This is a genomic window from Ktedonobacter sp. SOSP1-52, assembly GCF_016587395.1.
The window spans coordinates 773,361-785,720 of sequence record NZ_BNJH01000002.1 but is presented as its reverse complement, the minus strand read 5'-3'; the positions used below and the strand labels follow the sequence as shown (position 1 = coordinate 785,720).

Sequence of the window (12,360 nt, the reverse complement as noted above, 5' to 3'; positions counted from 1 at the left end):
ACAAGTGCCTGGCGCGTTTGGTTTGCCATTGCTGAGGCAGTTCTGCGACGAGAATAGGATGGGTATGTGGTATACAGTACCTTGCCATTTCTCTTTCAGGGTGTTGTCGCCTCTCTCGTAAGGGTTACCAGTGTCGTCTCAGGAGGAATACCGACCCCTATTCCTTCTTGCTGAAGCTCCGGAGTAATTCTTTTTAGCTCATCAACAAACTTATACGGTGCACGATACCACTTTGCAAATGTATCAGGAAACTGGCAACAGAGGAGTTCCTTGAACTGCTTGGCTGTTCCATTCCACTCTTGATGCTCTTGCATGAGCAAACATACAGGCTCAAAGAGAGGTGAAGCGCGCAACGAGGCTTTCAACTCTGCTGCCTTTTTTTCTTGGTGCATCAGTTTGATCTCGGCTTCTATCGCCTCATCGCTGAGCTTTTTGCCTGCTGCCTGCAATCGTGCTTTTGCCTCGGCTACCTGCTCGAGATCGACCCTTCCCAAAATGCAAATGATATTGTAAAAGGATGTAGGTTCAAGGCACTCGGCACGTAAATAATCAGCATTGGCCTCCTCATATCTGAGCAGTTTCTTCAACACACTGGCTCTTCCGACCAGCAGCGAGAACTGTTTTGGGTTCCGTTCAAGCGCCTTATTGTAGGCAGAGAGTGCCTGTTCATACCGCCCCAATTTCTTGAGGGCGCGGGCCTGAGAACTATACACCCTGATAAAATCTGGACTGAGACGAAGAGCGTGATCGTACGCCTTGACGGCCTCTGCAAACCGCTCCAGCTGGCAGAGTGTATCGCCGACCCGTTCATAAACAAAGGCGTCTTTGGGATCAAGCTGAGCAGCTTTCTGGTAGGCAGAGAGCGCATCTTCGTACCGTTTCTGAGAGGTCTGAATGTCTCCTATCTCTTTGTGGATGGAAGGTTTCGTTGGGGCGAGTTCTTGAGCCTGTCGGCAGGTCGCCAATGCCTCATCAAAGCGTTTGAGGGAGACAAGGACACGTGCTTGGGCAAGATAGAGGTCCTCATTTCGAGGATCTAATTGCAGTGCTTGCTCATAGGAGACCAGTGCTTCATCGTAGCGGCCCAAATATTTCAACATATGGCCTCGCCACTCATAGCCCTCGGCCCATTGGGGATGAAGCGCAATACACTGCTCGCACGTTGTCAATCCGCCTGTATATCGTTTGTGTTCTGAAAGGAAGAAGAGCTTCCACTGATATCCCTCAAAGCTTAAGGGGGTGCGCTCGATAAACTGGTCGTAGACTACCAGTGCATCTTCTTCACAGCCTATTTGTGCAAGCAGTTTGGCTTTGTCCTGGCACAAAAACAGGTCGTAGGGGTCCAGGCATATCGCCTGATCATAGGCCTCTAGCGCCTCATCATATTTCCCGATGCCTGCAAGCACCTCAGCCTTCTGTTGATAGGCTGATTCGCTGTCGGGTTCCAGATTGATTGCGAGATCGAAGGCATAAAGTGCCTCTTGAAATCGTCGCAGATGATGAAGAACCTCCCCTTTGATACTATGAGCACTTGCGCGCGTATCATCGAGCTGAATGGCGTGGTTGCATGCCTCTAGAGCTTGCTGATAGCGCTCTAGTTGAAGAAGAGCACCCGCTCTCTTTTCATGGAGTTGGGCGCATTCTGGAAAGAGGAAAAGTGCCTGATCGTAAAGAGCTAATGACTTCTCATGATTGCCCCTGATGAGGTGTAGTCTACCGACGTACTCATAGACATCGAGATCCAGCGGATCAAGTTCTAAACTGCGTGTGAACGCACGAAACGCTTCGCTATCTCGTTTGAGGGCAATGAGTGCCGTCCCTAATTCGTAATACTCCTGTGCTGAGCGACAAGGCCTCGTCACGATTTCTTCGTTGATTGCACGTTTCTGGGCGGGATCGGTATATTTCTCGGGAGCATGCTGGCGAAAAATGTACGTGAAAATAAAATCCTTGCCGTGCTGTGGCTCACTGCTAGAGGGATAGAGTTGCAAGGCATGATCAAATGCTTTTAGAGCTTCTTGATATTTTCCCAATGAGATGAGTTCCCAGCCTTGTTTTTCAAATGCTTTGGTTGAGTGAGGATCAATCTGTGCGATTTCTTCATACACAGCGAGAGCCTCTTTGGGGCGACCAAGTTTGCTCAACATTGCCCCTTTGCCGTATAGGGCAACCAAACTCACAGGATCGCGCTGGAGCACTTGCGTATAAGAAGATAACGCCTCTTGATATCGCCAGGTTTTCTTCAGCATCCTGGCTTCATCGAGTAACTGCTCGATCGTCATCTTCTCCCGATCGATGGTTCGAGGCTGTGGAACACGAAGAGATGGCGGAGGCGAAACGGTTACTTGTTCTTGAAGGAGAGATGTGGGTATCATAACTTGCTGGAGGGGCGTGCTGCTTCGCGTTCCGTGATTTTTCTCGAGTTCCTCTGCCAGAATAAGACTACACTCATGGCAATAGGAAATGCGTGGCAAGCGACTATAATCAGCCATTATAAGGTAGAAGATATGTTTACAAATCCGACAGGTGAGTTGCTTGATATGTCCATTGTAGCCGTCAGGGATGAGAGGTGTAATCTCCATTTGAATAGCCCTTTCCCCTTTTTCTTACAGGTGAAACGCCGCTATGCTCCTCATATCCAAAGTTCTCCTTTTGTAATCATTATATTTGTCTATGCAAATTAATATGGTCCGTGATGGATGCTGAGTTGTGCCAGAACTACCTCTCCCTCCGCATGTCGTGAAAATGATTTTCCCAGGTCATTTATGTCAGGAAACCTTGCAATGTCTGCGCCCTTCTGGGCATTTCTTCGGACATCCTCTAGGAGAGACCTGCTGCTGATGTTGAAATTAGCCTGCGTGTGATCGTAATGATTAGTGCCATAAATGCTGTAAAGTGAGTTTAGTACTCCCTGGTCTAGAGAGATAGTGGCGATCGATGCCTTTAATAAACGAGGAGGCTGGATCAGGGGCGCGTGTATCTTCGCGCTCCTTTTTGCCCAATTTTTTTGGCCTTCCGCGCTCTACTAATGTTTCCAGATCTCTGTGAGCCGTCCTGACTGAAATGCCCGTTAAGGCTCTATAGGCAGCATTCGTGATAAAGCTATGTTCATTGACAGAAAAGAACCCACCGCAAGCCGTTGTGGATTCATCGATGTAACTTAACCCATGGTTTTGCAGAGAAAGGGAAGCATAGTTTTGCCGGAAGACACAGTTTGCTAAGCTCAATGGCAAAGCAGGCTGGCTGCCTTTTTCCACCTTCGTCCGAACCAGGATCTTTTTGGAGAAGCATAGTTTTGCAGAAAAACTTCAGGTGTAGTAGACTGCAAGGACACCATCTGGAGTTTATGTTGGCAGCAGGCACAGCCATGATTTGGTAGACGACTTTGTTGCTGTAATCACAAGTATGGCGAGTCGCATCTCTAGGCATCGCTCTAAAGAGCGCGCCGAAAAAAATCAAACAGTGTGTTGGGCATACCATGCAACCGGAGGGAGACAAGAGGTCTGATGACGGAATTTAACAAAGAGCAGGCGCTTAGTCGCTATATCGAACTGTGGGAGAGGCGGCATGCTGAGTTTGATCAACTCCCTGATGTCAAGCGCAGAGTCGCTCGCGGCGATTACGAGTTCTTTTCGAGCGTTGACGTCGAATTGGATGAGCTTCAGCAGGAAGCGCAACGAAATGGCTTTATCCTCGACTCGAACTGGGATGGAAGCGAGCTTGTGTACACGATAGAGCAGATGACACCAGAGGAGCATGCAGCCTATCTTGCCGAGGAACAGGCACAAGCTCTGGAGGACCTGAAGTGGAAATATTCGGAGGGACTGCTTGAGCCATGAAGGCCAAAAGGGGCATCAAAGCCGAACTGGACCTGAGCAGGAAGCGGTGCGTTCCTTCTGCCGATACGCAGAAGTGGCTCGCTTCGCATATAGCGAGCGGATCTTTGCCCACGTTAAGTGCGGTGCCGTGCTTGTTCGGGATTATCATGTCGCGATCAATTTATTTTTCGAATGTGCCTCAGCATATTCTCTAAGCAAGCGTCTGTCTTTCTTGTATGCGTGAGGCTTTTTCTCGGGAATGTGAGAAGAACATCCTTGCTTTTCCCTCTCTCTAGATTCACGCACCAAGCAAATAAAGAGGAGAAGAAGGCGAAGATGCGATTTTGCGAACATGCGTGCCAGGCAGCCAGTACAAGGATAAGCGTTTCTTAGCTCTCACGAGCGGTAAATATGTCATCGCGCCATTCCACAACTGTCCCGACGGGAAACTGTGAGGCCGCAGTAACGACCTTTGCAATCGTTTTTTCAACCCTGACTTGTGGCCATCCTCCTCTTCTGAGGGAAGAACGGATCGCTTGCTCTAATGCAGGACGTCCACCTTCGAGCAGAGCGACTTTCATCGTCGTCGTGCCTGTTGAGGAGTGTACTCCGCACAAGGAGCGACGACACCCACACGCTCCATCAGCCTCTTCGCCCGTGCAAGTGAAGACAGGGAAGGTGACAATCTCCCCCTCGGGCACGAAGCAGAAATCGTTGTCGCGTTGTCCTTGGGTTTGCCTTGTTGCAACGAAGATGGGAATCGGCGTACTCATACATGCCTCCTCTTCGCCATAAGGAATCATCAGTTTTAAGGCCTCGCTACTCAACAAAAGCTGAACCTTTGTTCCATTTTGCCACAATTTCATGCTATTGTCCACTCTTAAGAAGAAGCAAAAAACGATAAAAACAAACACTAGCAAGAACGAAAGCAACGTTCTTGCCGGCATCCCTGATTCTCTTAGAGAGAGAATCGGCAAAACTCATGGGTTAAATTACAAATTCTCACTCTGTGCCGTCCGCAATAACTTTAGAATGAGCCTGGAGAGCAAAAAAACGGCTCTCCAACTTTAGACAAATCCGCAAAAAATTAGAAAAAAGTTTTTCCGTTTTTACAGGTGAAAGGGTCATGGTGTTTGCGCGGAAAAACTTTTCGCAGTTTTCTTCTGCTATTGGCATGGGCCAATATTTGCACTTCTGGCAATGAAACTTGCGGTCTTGCAAGCGTTTGATGAAGGCGGATCAGTGCAGGTGAGGCCGGATTTGGCTGTCAGCTTCACGCAGCTGGAGCAATAAGCGAATAATTCCGCCTTAGCTTATGCAGAGGCGTCTGCACTCAAGCCCATGGGCGAGTGGAGAAATATGGCGCTGATCGTCCTATCAATACGCCCCTTTAGAATGAGCAAGGAATAAAGTAACGCGAAACTGAGTTTTCGAGAGTTTTGGCAAAGAGTTTTCTACTGCAAAAACTCTTCTGTAATGTGTCTCGTGCATATTTTGTCAAAAATGGTAGGCCAGACAATACACCAACTTTTAGGAGGGGGCCTTCACACCGGCATGAGCAAACCCATCACATCTGAAGTGTTTGCCGCCTATGCACTATGCCCGCAAAAGGCGTTTCTCCTGCTGTGCACCGAGGAGAAAGGAACCTTTCACGAGTATGAGCAGATACTGCAACAACAGCAGTGTACGGCGCAAAATTACCTACTCACGACCCTCATGCAAACGAACCTCGATATTCGCTCCTACACTCCTGCTGCTCTCACAAGCGCATGTGATGTCCTTATCGAGGCAATCCTCCTGGCCGAAGGACTTGAAGCGGCGTGCAGTATGTTAACCAAAGTCGTACGGCCCTCTTCGCTGGGTGACTATAGTTACGAACCCCTGATTGTTGTGGGGACACATAGCATCAACAAAGAACAAAAGCTGGGGCTGCTTTTTGCTGGATACGTGTTGGGGAAAATTCAGGGGGAATTTCCCCAGCATGGGAAGATTATCAGCGCGGACGGCCTCTCCCACAAAGTGAAGTTACAGGAGAGCGCAGACATCCTTCTTCCATTGCTCCAGCCCTTGCAAAAATGGGCCACAGCTTTGTCTCCCCAACCACCCCCTCTTGTGTTGAACAAACATTGCCCCTCTTGTCAATTTCGTGATCTCTGCCAAGCCAAAGCTGAGAACGAGGACAATCTGAGTTTGCTTGCAGCAATCAAGCCGAAAGATGTGCAGTACTATGGGAAAAAGGGAATTTTTACGGTCAAACAACTCTCATATGTGTACAAGCCGAGAAGGCCAAGCAAGCAAGCAAAGAACCTTCGAGCGGCACATAAGCCGGAATTACAGGCGTTAGCCATAAGGACCGGCAAAATCTACCTGCAACAGATCCCCACATTCTCGCGACAGAATGTCGAATTGTTCTTCGATGTAGAGGGAATACCTGATCGGCAACTCTATTACCTGATTGGTTTATTGATATGCAGCGACAATACCATCTCGTATCGCGCTTTTTGGGCAGACACAGCCCAAGACGAAGGGCGCATGTGGAGCGCCTTTCTTGAAACGGTCAGCCAGTATCCTAACGCCCCCCTCTACCATTATGGAAGTTATGACCTGAAGGCAATGGTGACATTATCGAAGCGGTATGGAACTGGGATTGCGGGCCTTGAAAAACGCCTCTTCAACATCAACACCTCTCTCTACGGAAAAGTATACTTTCCTGTCAAGTCAAACAATTTGAAGGAGATCGGCACATTCCTTGGAGCGAGATGGACCGCAACGAATGCTTCTGGATTGCAGAGCCTCGTGTGGCGGTACTATTGGGACCAAACCCGTGGTATGCAGTATCAAGATTTGTTGGTCACCTATAATCAGGAGGATTGTCTGGCACTCAAGGTGCTCGTAGGTGAGCTCACTCACATCAAAGAATCGGCCCAAACGCTCTCCCATGTTGATTTCACCGATCAACCGAAACGACAGACGACATCATCGGGCGAAGAAGTTCACAGTCAATTTGAAACACTGCTCGAATTTGCTCATACTAACTACGACAAGAAGAAGATACGATTCCGCCCGAACGAAGAAGATCAAAAGCCCGCTCAGGCGAAGCGGAAAAGAGACTCGAAAAAAGGCTATCAAGGACAGAGAAAAGTCCGGCTCAAAGCCACAAAGGTCATCCATGTGCCAGCTGGTGAAGTCTGCCCGCATCATGACGTGCCCCTTCGGCCAACAGAACGGCTGTCTAAAAGAGTCATTATCGATCTCGTTGTCGCAAAAAACGGGATGCGAAAAACAATCACGGAATATGTGGGAATCCAGGGATACTGCACCAAATGTCACAGATACTATTCACCGCCCGGGATCAGGAAATACAGTTCAAATCAAATATATGGATATCAATTTCAAGCCTGGCTCGTTTACCAACGAGTTGCTCTGCGCATGACCTATGAAAGTATTGCGGAAATGGTGGCAGAGCAGTTTCATGAAAAAATGCCCCCAGCTTATGTTGTCCATGCTATAGAGAATCTGAGTTTCGCGTATGCGGAGACTGAAAAAGGTATCATCCGACACTTGCTTGAATCTCCCTTTCTTCACGCCGACGAGACCCCTATCACGATCAAAGGTACGACACAATACGTGTGGACCTTCACGACTGACAAATACGTCATCTTTCAATTAAGCAAAACCAGAGAAGCAACCACCGCTCATGAGTTTTTAAAGAACTATGATGGTATCCTCATCACCGATTTCTACTCCGGTTACGACGCCATTGCCTGCAGACAGCAAAAATGTTGGGTACACCTCATCCGTGACCTGAACGACGACCTCTGGAAATGCCCGTTTGATAGCGAATACGAAACCTTTGTGTCCGCAGTCAGAAACCTGATCATCCCGATTATGGAAGCAGTCCAGAAATATGGCCTGAAAAAACGACACCTCTCTAAATTCAGGCAGCAGGTCAGCGCATTTTACACCCAGACAATTACCGGAAAGCAGTACACATCCGAACTGGTCGTCACCTACCAAAAACGCTTTGTCCGTTATCGAGATAGCCTCTTTACCTTCCTGGAGTACGATGGAATCCCTTGGCATAATAACACTGCGGAGCGAGCGTTAAGACATATTGTCAAGCAACAACAGATATCAATGAATTTCCGCGAGGCTACTACCCACCAGTATCTCCGTTTGCTTGGAATTAGGCAGACGTGCCGCTTTCGAAACAAATCATTTTTTCAGTTCCTTCTTTCGCGAGAGGTAGATATTGATCAGTTCAAGAACGGGAAGGTTCTGTGAAGAAGGTAATGCCACTCGCTTTCTTCAAAAGCCTCGAACAAGAGGATAATAGTCGTAACAGATACTATGCAAAAGTGGCGATTGAAATCGTGGAATGAGGTTTACACCTTTGGCAAGCAGCACTTCGTATGTGAATTCAAGTAAAAATTTGTAATAGTGAGACACATTTTTTATTGACCATGTATGCGATGCCGCGTTCAGGTGAATGATGTGAGGAGGTGAGCGATGCCTTCCTGGTAGGTCCACTGCTTGTGCACTTGCAACGTTGCCACAAGTGGGGCGAAGATGGCGGGAAGTGTGTCGAGTTGGGCTAACTCGACAGATGGGGCGGCCACGCCGCTGGCCTGGAGGGCGGTCATATAGGCCGCTGGATCGATATGCCAGGGGATGAAGTGGCCAGGATAGCGGGCAAAGAAGTGTGCCGCGATTTGGAGCCCTTTTAGATCGAAGTCGCCGCTATAGTGAAGCTGGTAATCGGGCGAGGCCGTGATGAGCTTGTCGAGCAGGGTCAGGGCCGCGACACTGGGCCAGCACAAGAACGAATCTACACCTCTGCGTTTCGCTGTCAGTTTTGCTGTCAACGATGCGTTGCGCCAAAAAAGGAAAACGCTCTCATGAGCGTCTAAAAGCGGCCTGAGAGAATCATCATCATAAAAGAGGTGCTGGTGGAGAGATTCGTGGGCGCCTCCCCGCCCTTGTTCGCCGCTGTCTGCTAGGGAGCTTCCCATACGGCGCGAGGGGAATAACCCCTCGTCAGAGCGCATCGTAATCCGCTAGCGTCCGGCGGCTTTGCCGTCAGTTTGGCGTCAAAATTGGTGAAGTGAAGGGCTCTCCCCGAGTTCCCGATGAGGCGTTCAGGCGGTTACCAGCGAGTACGATCATACTCGTGAACCGATAGAGGAATCCACCGAGAGATAGTTTATCCGCCATATCCGCCATTAATCCGCCATATCCGCCATCAATCCGCCACCCGATCTGTCTCTTTGATTTGTCGGCGCACTGCTCGTACTCTGTTTGTATGAGGAGGAAGAGATGAGTACGCAATCTGTTGATACCCTTCCTGATGCCGAGTGGGTCTTCATTGACCTGATCCGCAAGCAACTGTGGAGAGGCTGCGGTACGCTTTGTCTCGTTCTCGTATGGGGAGTGCTGGCTCAGCATGTGCAAGTCGTATTGGAGAGGCAAGAGCGCTGGCATCTGCAGCCGATTGATCTCGCTTCAGTCGTGCGTTCGGTGCTCCAGGCGTGTGAGAGGATAGAGGTGCCCAGTTACTTTGGTGGCTCGATTGCCAGTTCGCTTCACGGCATGCAGCAGGTGGCTCAAGATATTGATCTTCTTGCCGGGCTCGACGAGCAAACCCTCCCCGCCTTCCTGGCACTCCTTGAACATGATTTTCTCTTCCTTTGATAAAAGCTCCATCTGGGAGGCGGTACGGCGGCGCATGCCCTTCTCCCTCTTCCATCTCGATTCACTGGCGAAGGTCGATGTCATTGTCCCCCGATGCGCTGCATTTGATACCTCTCTGTCTTGGTTGGTGACCCGTTACGAGCTTGATGAGCGATATCCCCCTTCCCCGTTGTTCCGGCCAGTGAAATGATTCTCTTTAAGCTTTGGCGCTTTCACCTGGTTTCGCTCGTGCGAGATGATGGGATGAGAGATGATACAGAGTGGAACGACATAGTGGGCATGCTCAAAGTGGACTTGATCCCGTTAAAGCGACGCGCCTTTACTCGAGAGGAAGCCCATCGCGCTCGGCATCAGGTATTAGAGAATGGAGTTCCTCCTGTAAGGATCGCGTCTGCGGAGTATGCGATCCTCACAAAACTCGAGCGGTTCCACATAGGTGGACAAACCTCTCGACGACAATGGGACGATATTCTCGGCATAATGAGGCGTCAGGGAGCAGCGCTTGATATTGCGTATCTACGCCAGTGGGCTGATACATTTGGGGTGTGAGACCTTCTTGAGCGTGCTCTTCTTGATGGTGGTTTGAGACAGGCGTAAAGCCACAAGAATTTATTCTTTTTTATCTACTACCTCACCTTCTAAAGGTGATTGCTGTTGTAATTCATCTGAGTCCTGGTTTTCCTGCCCTTCCTGATTGTTGCCCTGTATAGTTCACCATCACAAACGCCCTTCCATGGTTTCGGTACATGGGGCTACGAGGCCACTACCGCTTACATACCTGTTGTTGTCCATGGGCAAAATTGGCATATAACATATACTATAGCATCTGAATTTGAGTAAAGAAGAATGTATCAGTTTGCTCTTGATCGTTGAACAATGATGTGTTTGAGCTCAATAGCCGCTATGTCGTATAAAATCCAATGAGTTGTTTTATTTTGCCTTTCTATACCCCATAAGTTATTTGCCTTGTTTTTTTTAATAGTCGTGTGATGTAGTTGCTTGGAGTAATACCTTCTTCTAGATAAAGAAGATAAGCAACTGGATTTTTCCGTACTGTCTTCCTTGCTTCGGCGCGTCTCTTTTGGAGAACCTTGAGAGCGCTAAATGCTACAGCTCCTGACCCTGTAACTATCGGATTAATTGTTGAGATGTGAAATGCTGATATGGCACTTGCTAAGAATGGAGGTGCTATAACCTGCATATCGATGATACTTGTTGCTGTAGAAATGGAAAGGGAATGCATGCATTTGCGAAGTTCTTCTAATTGCTGTTGCAATTCTTTTTTGTAAGCAGTGTCCAAATGTGCTTCAAGCGCAACACGATCTTCTATGTATTGAATATCATTTAGCGATGCAGTGAAGTTTCGGATATATTGTTGGAAAGCGTTAAATTCTTGGCCGTATTTTTTACGAAGCTGGATGATTTTTTCGACTGGTATATCTTTAATGTTATTTGGTATGACTGCTTCAAATGCAATTGTTGCTAATGCTTCTTCTATTGCATATTGAGAAAATCTAGGTGTTGAGTTTTGGGGCTTTATAATGTTGTTTCCTAATAACGCATGCGCTATCTGCTCCATAGTATATTCGTTGATTGCTATGTGAGCATCCATGTCATTTGTAATTGGATAAAGCTGACGCCTTCGTGCCATTCGTCGTCCAAGTGCTTCCATATAAATAAATGCAAGCTTGGGATGCATCTTTATGCTACCAGAATAAGTTGGAATTGCAAATCCTAAGCTTGTAAGCGCATTAGAAACACGGTACGACATTTTTGAAAGATAAACATCTGCAAGTTCTGTCTCTTTAAGTGGATGCATATGCAAATTATATGGGTGCTGCAGCTCATTTATATATTTTTGTATCAATTCTAAGAAAATGTCACCTAATACATCGAAATCTTTCTCGTTTGGATAAAAATCTTCGATAAAATCTAAATCATCTGATAGCTTTTTTACTGTTCTAGAGTCATTATTGATAAAATGTGGTGTAGCGATACGCCCCAACTTATCCCAGTAAAGCGCTGCTAGTTTCATCCATCCGTCGTCAGGAAAGTGAAGATTTGGATAATAAAGCCCGATGTTATTATCGGGCCGTCTTATATTTTCTTGCATTTATTACCGCCCCTCCTTGAATCAAAAATGGAACTACTCTTATGCATCGCCTTCATATGAAATCAATAGGCTAAAAGGTAGGCATCATAGGGATTATTGTCACAGATAGGATAGTACAAACATATTTGTATTGTAGCATACCTGCTTACACGATAGTATTGAGCTAGCAAAGCCGTTCAGGTACGTCCAAATTACCCGCCTGAATTCGCGATAATTCGTCGGTTATGCTGTCAACGATGCTGTCAAAATTGCGCGAGAAATCCATGTTTGAGACGGTATTTAGAGCGGTATTAATACGGTTTCGCAAAGGTAGGCAGAGCTGGTAATTGGCCTCTCCCGTCATTTTGATGATGAGACTGGAAAGTATGAACAATCAAGCAAACGAACCTCGAAAAGCAGCTTTCAACTCATCTTGAAAGGCTTACCTTTTGTCGAAGAGTCTACCATTCCTGCGTGCATGAAAGGTCTACCCACTGCTGAATGATCTATTAACATCTTGAAACGTCTACTATTTGCAATACCAAAGATAGACTTTTCTGAAGAAGATAGACCCTTGCCAAAAATAGATGAGAGAACAAGAATCCCATTCGTCGACTCCTTCTCCATTTGTCGACTCCATCAAAGTGGAGCAACTCCATCTGCTATCTCGGTAACAAGATCATTAATTGGAGCAGTAGCGGCTTCTTTCGCCTCTTCAATGAGCTTGTCTCGAAGTGCTTGCTCAAATTCTTTCTCACC

8 protein-coding genes are annotated in these 12,360 nt (G+C 47.5%); 4 read left to right on the top strand and 4 right to left on the bottom strand.

All coding sequences use genetic code 11. The features are described 5' to 3' along the window. Positions 1-95: 95 nt before the first annotated feature. Positions 96-2,582: a tetratricopeptide repeat protein gene (locus JMJ16_RS19020; protein ID WP_201384018.1), complete on the bottom strand. Its 2,487-nt coding sequence runs from the start codon at positions 2,580-2,582 to the stop codon at positions 96-98. A gap of 924 nt (positions 2,583-3,506) precedes the next feature. Here JMJ16_RS19020 and JMJ16_RS19015 point away from each other — a divergent pair. After that, positions 3,507-3,839: a hypothetical protein gene (locus JMJ16_RS19015; protein ID WP_201384016.1), complete on the top strand. Its 333-nt coding sequence runs from the start codon at positions 3,507-3,509 to the stop codon at positions 3,837-3,839. Positions 3,840-4,207: 368 nt separating this feature from the next. Here JMJ16_RS19015 and JMJ16_RS19010 read toward each other — a convergent pair whose 3' ends face one another. Beyond that, on the bottom strand, positions 4,208-4,591 hold the full coding sequence (locus tag JMJ16_RS19010; RefSeq protein ID WP_201384015.1) for a hypothetical protein: 384 nt from the start codon (positions 4,589-4,591) through the stop codon (positions 4,208-4,210). Between the two features lie 781 nt (positions 4,592-5,372). On the opposite strand from JMJ16_RS19010, the gene JMJ16_RS19005 reads away from it, so the two are divergent. Beyond that, positions 5,373-8,102 carry an IS66 family transposase gene (locus JMJ16_RS19005; protein WP_201384013.1) on the top strand — a complete coding sequence of 910 codons (2,730 nt, stop codon included), beginning with the start codon at positions 5,373-5,375 and terminating at the stop codon, positions 8,100-8,102. Between the two features lie 197 nt (positions 8,103-8,299). Here JMJ16_RS19005 and JMJ16_RS19000 read toward each other — a convergent pair whose 3' ends face one another. Further along, positions 8,300-8,638, bottom strand: coding sequence for a DUF2399 domain-containing protein (locus JMJ16_RS19000; RefSeq protein WP_201384011.1), 339 nt, complete (start codon positions 8,636-8,638; stop codon positions 8,300-8,302). Positions 8,639-9,134: 496 nt separating this feature from the next. Between JMJ16_RS19000 and JMJ16_RS18995 the strand changes: the two genes are divergently transcribed. Both JMJ16_RS18995 and JMJ16_RS18990 read left to right on the top strand, forming a co-directional pair. Further along, on the top strand, positions 9,135-9,509 hold the full coding sequence (locus JMJ16_RS18995) for a hypothetical protein (protein WP_201384009.1): 375 nt from the start codon (positions 9,135-9,137) through the stop codon (positions 9,507-9,509). A 243-nt stretch (positions 9,510-9,752) separates the two neighbouring features. Then, a complete protein-coding gene (locus tag JMJ16_RS18990) occupies positions 9,753-10,058 on the top strand; it encodes a hypothetical protein (RefSeq protein WP_201384007.1) in 306 nt (101 codons plus the stop codon). A gap of 394 nt (positions 10,059-10,452) precedes the next feature. Here JMJ16_RS18990 and JMJ16_RS18985 read toward each other — a convergent pair whose 3' ends face one another. Next, positions 10,453-11,622, bottom strand: coding sequence for a DUF6236 family protein (locus JMJ16_RS18985; RefSeq protein WP_201384005.1), 1,170 nt, complete (start codon positions 11,620-11,622; stop codon positions 10,453-10,455). Positions 11,623-12,360 lie beyond the last annotated feature (738 nt).